14 protein-coding genes and 2 pseudogenes are annotated in these 14,501 nt (G+C 45.8%); 7 read left to right on the forward strand and 9 right to left on the reverse strand.

From position 1 onward, the window contains the following. Nucleotides 1-96 precede the first annotated feature (96 nt). The 6 genes and pseudogenes from JCR24_RS05950 to JCR24_RS05975 all read left to right on the forward strand — a co-directional run. Nucleotides 97-276, forward strand: a pseudogene (locus JCR24_RS05950) (AAA family ATPase); the annotation flags it as partial. A 315-nt stretch (nucleotides 277-591) separates the two neighbouring features. Next, nucleotides 592-2,119, forward strand: a pseudogene (locus JCR24_RS05955) (YifB family Mg chelatase-like AAA ATPase). 5 nt (nucleotides 2,120-2,124) lie between these two features. After that, complete coding sequence (locus JCR24_RS05960; RefSeq protein ID WP_238980274.1) at nucleotides 2,125-2,601, forward strand: transposase; 477 nt, start codon at nucleotides 2,125-2,127, stop codon at nucleotides 2,599-2,601. Between the two features lie 276 nt (nucleotides 2,602-2,877). After that, nucleotides 2,878-3,168: a DUF3467 domain-containing protein gene (locus JCR24_RS05965; protein ID WP_021321464.1), complete on the forward strand. Its 291-nt coding sequence runs from the start codon at nucleotides 2,878-2,880 to the stop codon at nucleotides 3,166-3,168. Continuing rightward, nucleotides 3,168-3,563: a hypothetical protein gene (locus JCR24_RS05970; RefSeq protein WP_023634263.1), complete on the forward strand. Its 396-nt coding sequence runs from the start codon at nucleotides 3,168-3,170 to the stop codon at nucleotides 3,561-3,563. Before JCR24_RS05965 ends, JCR24_RS05970 begins: the two co-directional genes overlap by 1 nt. Continuing rightward, a complete protein-coding gene (locus JCR24_RS05975; RefSeq protein ID WP_011888351.1) occupies nucleotides 3,532-3,789 on the forward strand; it encodes a DUF2283 domain-containing protein in 258 nt (85 codons plus the stop codon). The genes JCR24_RS05970 and JCR24_RS05975 overlap by 32 nt, the downstream gene beginning before the upstream one ends. Nucleotides 3,790-4,138: 349 nt before the next feature. On the opposite strand, the gene JCR24_RS05980 is transcribed toward JCR24_RS05975, so the two are convergent. Next, a complete protein-coding gene (locus JCR24_RS05980) occupies nucleotides 4,139-4,591 on the reverse strand; it encodes an N-acetyltransferase (RefSeq protein ID WP_238980275.1) in 453 nt (150 codons plus the stop codon). Between the two features lie 256 nt (nucleotides 4,592-4,847). On the opposite strand from JCR24_RS05980, the gene JCR24_RS05985 reads away from it, so the two are divergent. Further along, complete coding sequence (locus JCR24_RS05985) at nucleotides 4,848-6,614, forward strand: GmrSD restriction endonuclease domain-containing protein (RefSeq protein WP_238980276.1); 1,767 nt, start codon at nucleotides 4,848-4,850, stop codon at nucleotides 6,612-6,614. 555 nt (nucleotides 6,615-7,169) lie between these two features. Here JCR24_RS05985 and JCR24_RS05990 read toward each other — a convergent pair. From JCR24_RS05990 to JCR24_RS06025, 8 genes are all read right to left on the reverse strand, one after another. Then, on the reverse strand, nucleotides 7,170-7,403 hold the full coding sequence (locus tag JCR24_RS05990) for a hypothetical protein (RefSeq protein ID WP_238980277.1): 234 nt from the start codon (nucleotides 7,401-7,403) through the stop codon (nucleotides 7,170-7,172). A gap of 53 nt (nucleotides 7,404-7,456) precedes the next feature. Continuing rightward, nucleotides 7,457-8,500, reverse strand: a complete 1,044-nt coding sequence (locus JCR24_RS05995; protein ID WP_238980278.1) for a galactitol-1-phosphate 5-dehydrogenase — start codon at nucleotides 8,498-8,500, stop codon at nucleotides 7,457-7,459. Next, complete coding sequence (locus JCR24_RS17530; protein ID WP_370643312.1) at nucleotides 8,457-8,669, reverse strand: hypothetical protein; 213 nt, start codon at nucleotides 8,667-8,669, stop codon at nucleotides 8,457-8,459. The genes JCR24_RS05995 and JCR24_RS17530 overlap by 44 nt, the downstream gene beginning before the upstream one ends. Nucleotides 8,670-8,746: 77 nt before the next feature. Further along, nucleotides 8,747-9,781 (reverse strand): zinc-binding dehydrogenase, encoded by a 1,035-nt coding sequence (locus tag JCR24_RS06005; RefSeq protein WP_238980279.1) that lies wholly within the window; start codon nucleotides 9,779-9,781, stop codon nucleotides 8,747-8,749. A 53-nt stretch (nucleotides 9,782-9,834) separates the two neighbouring features. After that, a complete protein-coding gene (locus JCR24_RS06010; protein WP_238980280.1) occupies nucleotides 9,835-11,103 on the reverse strand; it encodes a galactitol-specific PTS transporter subunit IIC in 1,269 nt (422 codons plus the stop codon). A gap of 80 nt (nucleotides 11,104-11,183) precedes the next feature. Then, nucleotides 11,184-11,468 carry a PTS sugar transporter subunit IIB gene (locus JCR24_RS06015; RefSeq protein ID WP_238980281.1) on the reverse strand — a complete coding sequence of 95 codons (285 nt, stop codon included), beginning with the start codon at nucleotides 11,466-11,468 and terminating at the stop codon, nucleotides 11,184-11,186. Then, nucleotides 11,468-11,956 (reverse strand): PTS sugar transporter subunit IIA, encoded by a 489-nt coding sequence (locus JCR24_RS06020; RefSeq protein WP_238980282.1) that lies wholly within the window; start codon nucleotides 11,954-11,956, stop codon nucleotides 11,468-11,470. Before JCR24_RS06020 ends, JCR24_RS06015 begins: the two co-directional genes overlap by 1 nt. Nucleotides 11,957-11,982: 26 nt before the next feature. Next, nucleotides 11,983-14,037 (reverse strand): BglG family transcription antiterminator, encoded by a 2,055-nt coding sequence (locus JCR24_RS06025; protein ID WP_255781516.1) that lies wholly within the window; start codon nucleotides 14,035-14,037, stop codon nucleotides 11,983-11,985. Nucleotides 14,038-14,501: the final 464 nt, after the last annotated feature.

Below are 14,501 nucleotides of genomic sequence, written 5' to 3' on the forward strand. Positions count from 1 at the left end.
GGTATGCCCAATAATGGATGTGATCCCCATCATTCACTGCGGGGATGAACACGAGTATCGTCTTAAAAATTTTATACCGCTAAACTTGACGGGTATGGGGCGAAACACCCGATTTTTACCCCAGCTGCCTTAGAAGCGATCGCCCTGCAGTCGCAGGGGTGGCCGCGGATCATCAACAACCTCGCCACCACTTGCCTGTTATACGGCGCTCAATTAAAAAAACATATGATTGACGAAGACATTGTGCGTATGGCAGCCGAAGAAATGGGGTACTGACACAGCAGGGGCTGATCGACCCCTGTTATGTTTCATCCCGATCCATCCTCATTCTAGTTAATCATCCGAAATAATGTGCAAATGTTCGGAAATAATCTGCAAAACCTGGAATAATTCGCAAAGATTTTGCACATTATTTCCGAATCCGTCCGAAATAATTTGAAAAAGGGATTCTGAAATAATGTGCTAATTTACAATTATTTGGTGCCTGTCATCACCCAAAATTTGTCGAAATATTAGTAATTGAAAGAGAATAAGGAGGGTATTACAGTGATGGATAAGAACTAATGTTCTGTGATTGGGAGGGATGGATGAGTGACGGTGAAGATTTTAAGCATTGGGTTAAGGGGGTTAGAAGGGTATCGGGTGCAGGTGGAGGTGCAGGAGGTGCCTGGGATTGCGGCGATGGTGATTGTTGGGTTGCCGGATGCGTCGGTGAAAGAGGCAAAGGAACGTGTTCTTGCTTCGCTTTATGCTTTCGGATGCGACTTTTTTGATAAAAGGCTTGTTGTTCATTTGTCTCCGCCGGAGCGGAAAAAAGCATAGCCCGATGTTTGATTTGGCGATGGCGATTGGGATTTTGAAGGCAATGGGCAAGCTGACAGCGCCGGTTTCCCCCGATGCAGCGTTTTTAGGTTCGTTATCGTTGGATGGAGCGATTCAGCCGGTGGATGGCATGCTTCCAGCAATATTGGCGGCAAAGAAGCTCGGTTTTCAAAAAGTATACCTTCCGTATGATCCCACACTTCCGCTTCATCATTTGAAAGATCTCGGTTGTATCTTTGTTCAGACATTGGAAGAAACGGTGCAATATCTGCAAGGACAACGTGTTCTTTCGTTATCCCCAGCTTTTCGCACTCCTGAAATTACGAACTCCCCGCGAAAGCATCATCGAGATTTTCAATCGATTATTGGTCATCATCAAGCAAAGCGAGCATTGGAGATCGCAGCGGCAGGCGGACATCACGTGTTAATGGTTGGACCGCCTGGGTGCGGGAAAAGTTTGTTGTCGGAAACGTTTCCGACGATTTTGCCGAGCCTTTCTCATGATGCACAGTTAGAGGTGATCAGTTTGTACCAGCTGGCAGGGGAAAAAATCGAGAGCGGCCATCCGCCTTTTCGTCATCCGCATCATTCCGCTTCATCGCTTTCTTTAATTGGCGGGGGAACGCACCCAAAGCCTGGCGAAGTGTCGCTGGCACATCGCGGTGTTTTGTTTCTCGATGAAATGGCGGAATTTGCGAAAAAGACGCTGGATATGCTTCGCCAGCCGTTAGAGACGGGGAAAGTGACGATTAGCCGTATTTCGTCGACGGTGACATATCCCGCGGACTTTATTTTGCTTGGGGCGATGAATCCGTGTCCGTGTGGATATTTAGGCTCAAGAACGCGCTATTGCACATGCAGTCCGAAACAAATTCAAGCGTATCGAAATCGTGTTTCCGGGCCGATTTATGACCGGATGGATGTTTTATTATCATTGGAAGTCATTGATTTCACCAAAGAAACGAGGGTTTCGGAATCTTCGGAAACCATAAGGAAAAGAGTAGAAGAAGCAAGAAGAAAGCAATATGAACGTTACGGAAAAGAAATAACGAATGGGCGTGTTTCTTTTGAGTTATTAATGGAAAAAAGCCCGCTTGCCAACAGGCAGCAACTTCTGTTGCAGCAATGGGCATCCCAACATCAATGGAGCAATCGTGTACAAACGAAAATCATTCGGTTGGCAAGGACCATTTCCGATTTAAAGGGAACCGAAGAGATAGCGGATGAATCGCTTTGGGAAGCGATGACGCTAAGATGGATGAAAACATATACGAAGCAACAGGCAACAGCGAGGTAAAAAGAATGGGACGGCAAAAGCGGATCTGGGTGCCCCATCGGTTTTATCATATCGTTTGCCGCGGCAATCGGCGTGATCCCCTATTCAAGGAAACAAATGATTTTCTCGCTTTTCTTCATATCCTCCACCAGCTTCACGAAAAAATCCCATTTGAAATAGCCGCATATTGCCTTATGACGAATCACTTTCACCTGCAGCTGCGCTCACAACAGGAGCCGATTTCGAAAGTCATGGCGCTCATGAACAAACGGTATGCGAATTATTATAATACTCGCTATCGTTTGACGGGACATGTATTTGAAAAACGTTATTATGGTAAATGGATTGACAATGACAGTGGAATGTTGGAAGTGAGTCGATATATTCATCTCAATCCTGTAGAAGCTCATATGGTGCATGCGCCGGAACATTACCGATGGAGAGTTTATTTGTATATGCATCCAAAATCGCTGCCTCCGAAATTTATGAATATGGATGCATGATTAGATTACTTTTCAGGCACAAAAACAGAGCGGAAGAAAAAATATGCTGAATTTGTGAGGGGGTGAGGCTGCCTGTCACTTGTCAGCCATCGAAAGCGCGTGGAAATGGCATCAGCGGAAAGGACGATGATTAGGCTATCCCTTGGTGGGGCGGTTTATTTATAGGCATTTTCTATATACAGCGGTTTCCCTAATGAAATGAGTGCAAGAAAATTCTTTAAGGTGTAAAATATAATTACAATACCGTTTTAAAATAAAAGGGAGAGGAAAGGTATATTGGAAGGGAATATGGAAAAGAGACCCTTCAATGTTTATTGTAATTCCATTAGTTTAAGTATGAGTCTTCATGATATCATCCTTAATCTTCAACAGCAATCGCCCGATGAGAATATATACCTCGGAAAGGTTACTATGAGCCCACAACACGCCAAACAATTTGCCTATTTGTTATTGAATTACATTAAGCAGTATGAAGAGATATTCGGTGAAATCCCTTCCCCGCCAAGCGAGGAAAAGATTCAGGAACTTTCGCAATTAGGTATTATTGGTGTGAAGAGTGAGCAATAATGGAAGGTAACAAGATCAATACAGACTACATATTTATAACTGAGGATCCTCTAGGCAGAGAGGTTCGGCTTAAAAGCACAACATGGAATTATCATATTGTTGGTGGGGATCATACAAGGGAAGAGTTTATAGGCCAAGAAGATATGGTCAAGAGCGTCATTCAAGATCCTTGTTTTATATTGCCAAATAATCCGGACGATCAGCATGATACAAGACAAAAATATATAGATCTTGTGCAATTGCCTAAGTTTAAGTCGCTAAAGGCATTGGTCGTTATTGTCGACCATGAAGATGAAGCGTATGGTGACGTTGTTACCGTCATCGCCAAAAGCAGGTTAAACCAAGAGACAGGAGGTGCGATTTATGTTCGTCCAAAATTTACAGGAAAACGTTAAATACTCCTATGACTATGATCACGATGTTCTTTATATTTATTTGGGCGAACCAAAAGTGTCGTATGATGACGAAGCAGCTCCTGGTGTGTTTATCCGGTTTTCTGAAGAGGATGAGGTCATTACTGGCATTGTGATTATGGACTACAAGAAGCGGGATATTGAGCGTATCAAGAAATTTATACCGGTGAATATTAATTTTCATATGATTAACGAACAAATCCATTAGTTTTGGCCGATTTTGCCTCTGAAATGGATTCCACTATATTATCCTTCGCTACGTTAATGCGGCTGGGGCGCACGAGCAGGGGGGCAAAGCGGTTTTATTTTCTAGAGGGCTGGTGAAAAACGACCGATTTCGCCGAACCCGTTGCTTTCGGCTGAAAGAGAAGCGTTGATTTTACAGGACTTCTCAATTTGAGAAGAGATTCCGTTTTCCGCGATTTTTCACGAAATCACCAGCCTTCCAGTTTCGAACATACTCGTTTTTAGTTAAGGGTATAGAGAGCGAAACAGCGGAGGAAAAAAGGTTTTTCCAAGGGATCTCCCCCTTCCCCGTGATGCGGGTGGGAGGGGGATCAAATGTATTTTATCATCGCCGTTTCATCGCAACAGTCCAGTTTCGGGCAGTTGACGCAATCAATCCACACTTTTTCCGGCAGTGTTGATTTGTCCACGATCTCAAACCCGCATTTTCGAAAAAACTCGACTTGGTAAGTAAAGGATATTAACCGCTTCACTCCGAGTCTGGCCGCCTCGTCGGCAATATGGTGGACGAGCAGGCGGCCGATTCCTTTCCCCATATGGTCAGGAGATACGACGAGCGAACGCACTTCCCCGAGATCGTGCCCCAGGATATGCAGCCCGGCGGTGCCGACGATTTGGCCGTTCTCCCTGGCGACATACATGCATTGCAAGTGCTGGTAGATGGACAGCAGCGAGCGGGGCAGCACGAGTCCTTTTTTTGCATAGTGTTGGATGAGCGCGTGCATGTCTTTGACATCGCTCGTGACGGCATGGTCGATTTTCATTTGGATCCCTCGCGATCAATCGTCATTGTATGTTTATAAATATACAATATTTTGTTTTTATATTCAACTACGGATTTTCGTTGGCTAGGGGATGTTTCTGTCAAACGCTGCGCGGCAGGAAGAGGAAAAAGAATGCCATTGTCGAAAGAATAAAGTGTTTTTTGGAAAGCAACAGGAATATGCATTGGATGATGGAATATTGGTCGATTGAATCGTATGGAAGTGTAGGGTTTTTCATGAAACGAGGGGGAAGGATATGAGCACGATTACCACGTTTGACAGTACGGTCGAAAGTTTGCTTGATTTGCTTGAAAGCATTCAGGAATGTCGAACACAGCTTCCTGATTTTCAGAGAGGCTGGGTTTGGGATGACGAGCGGATTCGGAATTTGTTGATCAGTGTTTCTCTCTCTTATCCGATCGGTGCGGTGATGATGCTCCAGACGGGAAATCCGAATGTCCGTTTTGCCTCAAGGCCGATCGAAGGGGTCGATAACGTGAACCAAGTGGAACCGGAACGGCTGATTCTTGACGGTCAACAGCGGCTGACGGCGTTGTTTCAATCATTGAAATTGAAAGCGCCTGTAGCGACAAGAGACAAGAGAGACAAGGCAATCAAACGGTTCTACTATATTGACATTGACAAAATGTTAGATCCGAACGTCGACCGGGAAGAGACGATCGTCAGTGTTCCGGAAGACCGGATCATTCGCGGGCCGGGAGGGAGAGTCGTTCTTGATTGTTCTGACTTGGAGAAAGAATGCGAAGCGGGAATGCTTCCGGTGAATTTGCTTTTCGATCCTGCGGGGTTGTTGGCGTGGCAGACGTGCTATTTTTCGGATCCAGCGAGGCTTGCGGAACGGTCGTTGAAATGGCAAAAGCTCATGATGGATGTATTTCCCCGTTTTCAGCAATATCAAGTGCCTGTCATTATGCTTCGGAAGCCGACTCCGAAAGAGGCGGTTTGCCAAGTGTTTGAAAATGTGAACACAGGGGGCGTCTCTCTGACCGTCTTCGAGCTTCTTACGGCTACGTTTGCGGCGGAAGATTTCAAGTTGAGGGATGATTGGGAAGAGAAGGAAGCGAAATTAAAGAGATCTGGAGAAATTTACAACAGAGTGTTGGCCGATATCAGCAGCACCGATTTCCTGCAGGCAGTTGCGTTGTTGGCCACGTACAATCGACGAAAAGCGGGGGACGGCGTGGCGGTCAGTTGCAAGCGGCGCGACATCTTGCAATTGAAGCTGGCGGATTACCGAACATGGGCGGATCGGGTGACGGAAGGGTTTATTCAGGCGGCTCAATTTTTGCATGAGCAGCATGTGTTTTCCGCGCGCGATTTGCCGTACGGCACCCAGTTGATCCCGCTGGCGGCCATTTTTGTCGAGCTGGGAAAAGAGGCGCACAATGTTTGTGTCCGTGACCGAATCGCCCGTTGGTATTGGTGCGGTGTATTGGGCGAATTGTATGGAGGAGCGACGGAGACGCGGATTGCCCGTGACGTGGTGGAAGTCGTCGAATGGATTCGCGGCGGTGCGGAGCCGACGACGGTGCGGGATGCCCATTTCGCCGCTGATCGCCTCTTCACGCTGCGCACGCGAAACAGCGCCGCTTATAAAGGGTTGCAAGCCTTGCTCATGAGGGAAGGGGCGCGGGATTTCTTATCTGGGGTGCCGATCGATATTCAGACGTATTACGGCGAATCGATTGATATTCACCATATTTTCCCTCGTGACTATTGCGAAAAACGAGGGATTGAGAAAGCGAAGTACGATTGCATTATGAATAAAACTCCATTGTCCTATAAAACGAATCGGATGATTGGCCGTGATGCTCCAAGTGTATATTTGAAGAAACTGCAGGAGAGGAAAGGCGTTTCGGCAGCGGTATTGGATGACATTCTGCAAACGCATGTCATTGATGTGGCATCCATAAGGGCGGATGATTTTGACCAGTTTTTTGAAAAAAGAAGGCTGGCTCTGCTTGCGATGATCGAGCGGGTGATGGGCAAGAAAGTGGAGTGAACGGCACAGGTCGATGTTTGGTGAGCGAGGGTATCGTTTATAGAGCATACGTACGGTGAAAGGCGATTTTCATTTTGGGAGGATGCGATCGGGGCTTATGAACGAGGCGCGAAAACGACGTGAGACTTCTAGTTCGCATCTTCCCAACAAGTATCAATGAGGGGGTTCATTCCGATATCAGATGACTCGTTGCGATGCAAAAAAGCAAGGAGGGGCAGCATCCGGAAGGCGGCCGATGATGAATGAACACCCCCAATCATGCAAAGGGGGATGGAGAAAAAGGGGGAGAGGGCAAGTGACTTGGAACCACACATCCGCAGGGAGATGAAGGGGGAAAGATTGATGGGAAAAGAGGAACAGAGACAAGGACTGCCGGGGAGCAGGCAAATCGAAGCAAAATATGGATAGGTGGAAGAGCGTTCAAGACGCGATCTGCGTTATACTGAAAATCAAAAATGGAATGGGGCAATAAGGAGAGGAGGAAAGCAGAATGAAATGGAAAGACGTTTGCCAAGCCTTTCCGAATCGTTGGGTGTTAATCGAAGCGGTGGATGCTTATACGAACAAGGTTTGAGTTTTCACTTTGTGATGATGTTCAGTTTTTTTATACTCCTCCAATCGCAAACTCTCCGCCAATGCCTCGCTTGTGGGTTTTTCCATGCTCCCATGTGCATCGCCAGCTTTGAATATCCAATTTTCTTTGGAGAGAACAGAACAACGGGTGCGTTGATTCTTTACGGCGTACAGAGTGATCGGCTTTGCTATATAAGTTGCAATTTTGTTGTACACCTCGCATTTCACACCCTTCCGATGAAAATCGAGAGGGTGCGAAATGGGAGTTCTTAAGGAAGGAACAAGACTTTCACGCAGGGCATTTCTTTGTTCATGATTTTTCGGAATGTTTCCGGCCCTTGGCTCAGCTCTAGACGATGGGAAATGAGCGGTTTTGCGGTGATTTGACCGGTGCTCATATAGTAAAGGGTAGAAGCCCATTCTCTGCCTGGGAAGGGAGCCGAAAGGGCGTTCCATGAGCCATAGATCGTCAGCTCGCTGCGGACGATTTTTTCAAAGTAAAAGCGTTCGATTTTGACATCTGCATAAGGAATTCCCATGAATACTACTTTTCCTCCTTTTCTCGGCAGCGACAGAACATGGGCGGACGTGAAGGGAGAGCCGGCTGATTCCACTGCTACATCCACCCCGCGCCCATCCGTATGTTCCATCAGTTGGTCATAAGGGGACTGGAGGGAGGAGTGGATCAACACATCTGCTCCAAGCTGTTTTGCAATTTCTAATTTATGTTCATCAACATCAATGGCAAAGATGCGTTTGGCGCCAAAAATTTTCGCCCATTGAATGGCCAAAAGCCCGATGCTGCCGACTCCCATGATGGCAATGTCCGCACCAGGCTGAATGTTGGCTCGGTAGAAGCCATGAGCGACGACACAGGAAGGCTCTAGGAGCGCCGCTGTTTCAAAATCCACTTCATCAGGCAAGTGAAGAAGATGATCTTCTGGGAGTTTGACATACTCGGCAAATGCGCCGGGGTGTTTTGCGCCGATCACGTGCAATTCGATACATTGGGAAGGATGTCCGCTTTTGCATGGTTCACATGTTCCGCATACAAAAGCAGGGCAAGCTCCGACTCGATCTCCTGGTTTGAAGCGCTCAACCCCCGCGCCGACTTCGACCACTTCACCCGAAAATTCGTGTCCAAATGTCATGCCTGGTACATAAGGACCGAGCTTTTGGTACCGGGAAAGGTCGGACCCGCAAATTCCCGCCGCCTTGACTTTGATGATGACGTCATGTTCATGTTGGATGACCGGTTTCGGGGAATCTTCAAACCTTAAATCTTGAATGCCGTAAAGATTCAATGCTTTCACCCTGTACTCCCTCCTCGTTTACTCTGAAGTCTGTTTCTTTTTTGGAGATGATGAGTTTGAGCAGAGCTGCACCAACGACAATGGAATTGAAAACAAGTTGATGACGGATGTACAAATCTGTTATTTTTCGCAAGTCGCCCAACATGAAATCAAGAAAGGAATCGATCATCTCTGGATTCCTCCTATGCGCAAGAGATAACGGGACAATTAAGCCAATGAATGGCTTAATTGTCCATGGGAATGGAGTTAGTCAATCGGTTTTAACAACACTTTGATCGCTTCGCCGTTTTTGATGGCTTGATAGGCTAGATCCCATTGATCGATGTTGAATTCATGGGTGACAAGATCTTTCGCCTTGACTTTTCCTTCGTTCATTAAGGCAAGGGACGGCTCCCAGTCTGATGGTTTTTGGCTTCTCGTTCCGATTACATGAATTTCTTTTTGAATGACTTTTTCCATGTCAAAGGAAATGAACGATTCAGGGAAGATTCCTACCTGTACATATATCCCTTTCTTACGAAGCAAATCCAGCCCTTGATTGGCAGCGGGCGCGGCTCCTGTGCATTCAAATACGACATCGGCGCCGCAGCCATCGGTTAAGCGATGAACGAGCTCTTTTGCATCTTCTTGCTGGGAATCGACTGCATAGTCAACGCCAAGCTCTTTTGCTTTATCTAATCGGATGCGGTCTTTAGTCAACCCGATGATCATCACCTTTGCCCCTCGGCTCTTTGCCACCTGGGCCGTAAGCAAGCCGATCGGGCCAGGTCCGATGACAACGATAACATCGCCTGCACGCACGTTTGCTTTTTCGACGGCATGATACGTGCACGCGAGGGGCTCTGTCATGGCCGCAGAGCGATAGTCGAGTTCGTCTGGAATTTTGTGAAGGCTTTCTTTTTTAGCAATCACATACTTCGCAAATGCCCCATTTTGTTGTGTTCCCAATCCTTTGCGATGTGGGCACAGGTTATAATCTTTGGTTTGGCAATAGGGGCATTGTCTACAAACATAATAGGTTGTTTCTGAGGTGACTCGATCACCAATTTGAAATTCTGTAACGTTTTCCCCGACTTCAACGATTTGTCCTGAAAACTCATGGCCTAAAATAACAGGAGGCGTGATGTTCTTATAATGCCCTTCATATGAATGGAGGTCCGTGCCGCAAATGCCGACGAATTTGACCTCGATTTTGACCTCGTCTTTTCCTGGTTTTGGATCCGGGTATTCCATCATCTCCAAATGACCAAACCCAGGAGCTGTTTTGACTAATGCTTTCATTGTTGTTTCTCCCTTCCTTGAAGATTAGGGTTTAGGAAGAATAGAGCGTTTCGTCAATTCCAAAGGGAGAATAGTTTCCAAATGATCCAATTGACGATATTGCCGCCTTGGTCGATGCTTGACACTTGGACAGCCTCCGCAGGAAGTTTGACGTGTGCTGCTTCAGCCATCTTCGTGAAGGTAGGGGCAATATCCGTGGCGCACCAAAGCGACAAGGCAATCATAATGGCGCCGGCAATGACCGAATGCACGACATTTCCCCTTGCGGCCCCGACGATATAGGCTACGATGAACGGAATGGTGGCTAAGTCGCCGAAAGGCAATACCGCGTTGCCTGGCAAGATGACCGCGATCAGAATGGTTAACGGAGTCAAAATCAACGCCGTTGCGATTACAGATGGATCGCCTAACAGAACAGCAGCGTCTAACCCAATGGTGATGTCATTCGTTTTGTCTCCAAAACGTTTGTTCAACCACTCACGGGCAGATTCGGAAACGGGCATCAGCCCTTCCATGAGAAGTTTGACCATCCTTGGCATGAGCACCATGACGGCTGCCATGGAAATCCCGATATTTAATACGCCGCCTACATCATACCCCGCCAGCAATCCAATAACAGCGCCCAGTATCAAGCCGATGAACATCGAATCGCCAAAAATACCAAAATGTTTTTGAATTGTTTCTGGATCCGCTTTCAAATTTTTTAGCCCTGGCGTTTTTTGAATCAATTTCACTAAGAAAATGCCAGGAGCGTACGACATGGTGCTGCCCGTGGCGGAGGAGACGCCGGGCATGCCGTAAAAATCGCTCACAATGGGTGCTGTCCAGTCGGCCACTTTCAAGGCTACGATTTGAAAGAGCACAGCGGCGATCAAACCTTGAATGATGCTTCCAGACATGGTGTATACAACAGATCCCATAAAGGTAAAATGCCAGAAATTCCAAATATCGACGTTCATCACTTTTGTTGTTTTGGTGATTAACATGATGGCGTTTACAGCCAATCCGATCGGAATGATCCATGCGGCGATCGCTGTATTGGCCCAAGCGATCGATGATGTAGCGGGCCAGCCGACATCGATTACCGTCAAGTCAACACCTAGACGTTCTACCATTCCTTGAGCGGCAGGACCTAAGTTTTTGGTGAGCAAGTCGACTACGAGAAAGATACCGACAAAGGCGACCCCGATCGTTAAACCTGAGCGAAAGGCTCTGCCCGGTTTTTGTCCAAACAGCAAACCCAACAGGAAGATGACGACCGGGAGGATGACCGTAGCGCCTAAACTTAAAAATGCTTGGAAAAATTCTACTGCCCCTTTCACACGCATTCCCCCCATGATTTATGATTTTCGTAGAAGGAAAACTGATTGGGGACAGTGGCCTATTCCCCAATCACCATTTTTTATTTGCTTAATTCCTCTAAAATTTTTTTCTTTGTATCCTCTACTCCGATTCCCGTTAAGAACGATTGGGCTTGAATAATGGGGAACTTGTAGGGCTTTTGAATTCGCGCTGTCGTGACAAGCAAATCAGCATCATCTTCATAAAAACCAATTTCACTGATCTTGACTTGTTTCACATCGATATCAATGCCGCTCGCTTTGGCCATTTCCTCGATCGTTTTGGCGACGACAGTGGAGGTGGCGATGCCAGCTCCGCAGGCGACTAACACCCGTTTTTTCGCCATTATTGATCACCTCCTTTCAAGTGATGAAACCCTAATCTTTCGACAATCCAGTGTTTCAGTGTCATTTTGTTTTTTTCGGTCAAAATGTATTTCAAAGCTTTTTCATCTTGAATGAGCTGCATCAGCTTTTGCAGCAAAGTGGGCTGGGCATGCGCCTCGTTCATAGCCAGCATAAAGACGATTTGGACAGGGGTGGTTCGATCGTTTTCCCCCATAACCGCAAACGGCACAGGTTGTTTGAGTGTAGCGACGCTAATGGCTTTTTCGATGACATGTTCTACATCGGTATGCGGAATCGCTACGGAAACTCCTTGTGTCGGAAGACCGGTTGGGAACGCTCTTTCTCGTTCGATTACGGCATGGATATAGCTTTCTTTTACTAAAGATTTGTTTGCTAGGTTTCGGGCCATTTTTGCCAGTACTTCCTCGTTGTTTTCAGCTTCCAGATCATAAAGAATCAGCGATTCGTCAAACGTGATGTCACGCATATGTTCCACCTCAGTATCGTTAGTTTTTACTGCGAATATTGATGGATGATGTGCAGAATATCCCTTTTCGAATTGGATTCGATAATCGCCTGGCAATGTTCTGGCGATTGGGCCAAATTCAACAATTGCATTAGGGCGTGAAGATGTTGCTGTTTGTCGATCGCTGCGATCACGACGATGATATGGATGTTGTGACCGAGATAATCGACGCCGTTTCGGATTTTCAATAGACTCATGCCGATTTTGTTTACGCCATCCTCAGGAGATGCGTGAGGAATGGCGACATGGGAGCCGATGACGATATAAGGGTCTCGAGCAGCGTAAGCGAGCATTTTGTCCACAAATGTCGGTGTAATATATCCCTCTCTGAGCAAAGGCTTGGCGCACATTCTCACCGCTTTTTCCCATGAACTGACGGTTTCCATTAATGTGATCCGGTCTGGTGGAATCAATTCTTGCAAAGTGATTTTCGCATTCCGTTTCCCCCATTTTTTCACCGGTGGATCAATGCTTCTGAACAAATATCGATCCAATTCGTGCGCCAACGCTTCCTGGTCATGGATGGAGGCGTATTTCGAAATGATTTCCAAAATATGTTCCGTATTGATCTCATGGGAAAGAAATCCGTTGATTTCGATCATCACTTGTTTTCTTAAGCGAAATTTCTCTTCTTCGTTCAGAAAGGGAGTCGTAATAAATAATTTTTTATCCGTTTTCAATTCGATGGTTGAAAAGACAATGTCGACGTCTAAATGAAATGTTTCAAATTCTCTTGCTGACAGGGCATCTAGAAAAATCAGTTCGGGAAACAACTCTCTCAGTTCGAATAGCAACAAGCCAGATACGGACACGCCTTGGGAACAGACGACAACGGCTTTTAATTTGTGATCCAACGTTTGTTGTTTTCTCAACATCCAGCCGCCGATGATCATCGCAATATATGCCACTTCGTGATCCGGCATCTTTCGCCCCATGAGGTGTTCCAATGGAGCGACAGAATGCTTCACGAGATGCTGCAGCTCATTGAATTGTTTGCTTGCTTCTCCCTGAAATAGATCGATGTCGGATGTCAGCGCGTATTTAATCCGAAAATACGCCGGTTTGATGTGCTGAATTAAGATGTTCACGAGTTCATCATGGTCTTTCAAATAAATGCACGCTTGTTTTTCAAAGTTTCGTAACATTCGATCGACCGCTTCTCTTAGATGCGGGATGGAGTGGCGATTAGGGTCATCGATGGAAAAAATATTGGAAGCCAATAAGTTTAAGGTGATAAACACCCGTTCATTCTCCGGAATCCCTTGTTGGTCAAATAAAATTTCTTCTGTGGCCTGGTATTCTTTTGTATCTGACAGCTCTTGATAATCAATGGCGAACTGTTCAATCATATGCCCCCGTTCGATTCGCTCTAGAACAAAAATGATAATGTAAGGCAGTGACTTCAATTTTTCATCAGTGAATTTCAATCCTAACTGATTTTCAATTTTTTGAATGCGTTTTTGAAATTCAAAAATCGTGTTGTCTTGAATTTTTGTGATCGTTTTTAAGTGGCATTCGCCTTCAGCTGTTAACAATAGGTTATGGATGAGATGGATGAGCAGCTTTCTCTTTTGAAACTCCTCGCCATCCAAAGAGTAGCCGGTTTTTCTCGTATAATGTAAGGTCAAGCCGTATGGATCCAAAACCGTTTGGACATGATGGAAATCGTTCAATACAGTGTTTTTGCTGACGTTTAATTCAAAGGCGAAGTGGTTGAGTGACAGCTCTTCTTTGGACGTCAGCAGCATCAAAAGGATGAGATCGACTCGTTGTTTGATTGTTAACGTCCATTTCTTTGCGAGCGATTGCGAAGTTTGGGGCGACAATTTGGCAAAAATCATCGGGTCGATGGAAAAGTGGCCTTTTCTTGTTCTTTCAATAGGCGGAAGGTTGTGGTTTAACAACCATTCGTTTATTTTTTCGATCCCGTATCCCAATTGCCTTTGGGTGATATTGAGCTTTTGAGCCAGTTCCTTGCTCGTGAATGTTGGATTATTCAACAATTCGTCAAGAATTCTTTTGCATCGTAAACTGATGTCCATCGAAGCTCGCCCCCTCTTGTGGTTTTTAATTTATCATAGATCTTTTATCGTTTGGGTGCCCTTTCATTAAGGTGGAGTGAAAAAATATTGTATCATGTTGTGATTTGGTTAGGGGGATGTTGAAAAGAGGGAATAAGTACAGTTATGAAGGGTGAGTAGTTGCGAAGGAGTAGTTGCAAGAAAACTTGTTAGTGATCATCACTAATCCTGAAAATTGTGGCGAAGAGACGGTTCGGAAAATCATATGAATATTCATAAATTATCAATGAAGGGGTGTTGAAGGCAAAGGATAGAATTCTTTCGGCGAAGATTCACCATTCGTTCAATGGGATTAAAAGGAACTGAAAAAGATAAAGAAGCTGAAGAGGAAACGGGAATGATGATTGCCTCAAAGGTTACGGAGGAGGGGGGTGATGATGTGTCTCCATTTAGAGGTCCTCTATGGAAAATCTGCAGGAAGTTTA

This window comes from Geobacillus sp. YHL, from assembly GCF_022341265.1.
Classification (GTDB): Bacteria; Bacillota; Bacilli; order Bacillales; family Anoxybacillaceae; genus Geobacillus; species Geobacillus thermoleovorans.